Source organism: Lyngbya sp. CCY1209, from assembly GCF_035615495.1.
In the GTDB taxonomy this organism is placed as follows: Bacteria; Cyanobacteriota; Cyanobacteriia; order Cyanobacteriales; family Microcoleaceae; genus Limnospira.
This window is the reverse complement of the sequence record NZ_JAJENU010000478.1, coordinates 1-274: the sequence shown is the minus strand read 5'-3', so window position 1 is coordinate 274 and position 274 is coordinate 1. Positions and strand designations below refer to the sequence as shown.

Sequence of the window (274 nt, the reverse complement as noted above, 5' to 3'; positions counted from 1 at the left end):
CCCGACGCCGATGGGGAAGTGACCGTGGATATCGCGGCTAATGTGGCAGCGGATATCGCCGGAAACGATAACACCGCTGCGGTCCAGTTGACCCGCACCTACGATGTCACCGCCCCCGATGTCACCCTAACCACCGACGCCGAAGCAACAATCAACGCCCCCTTCACCGTGACAGCCACCTTTGGCGAAGCCGTCAGCGGGTTCGACGTATCAGATATCACCATCAACAACGGCAGCGCCGACAACCTGCAAACCGCCGACAACATCACCTACA

1 protein-coding gene is annotated in these 274 nt (G+C 59.9%); it reads left to right on the top strand.

The window, feature by feature from the left end:
* The coding region (locus LKE08_RS15145) for an Ig-like domain-containing protein (RefSeq protein WP_324705077.1) at positions 1-274 on the top strand (274 nt) is incomplete at both ends.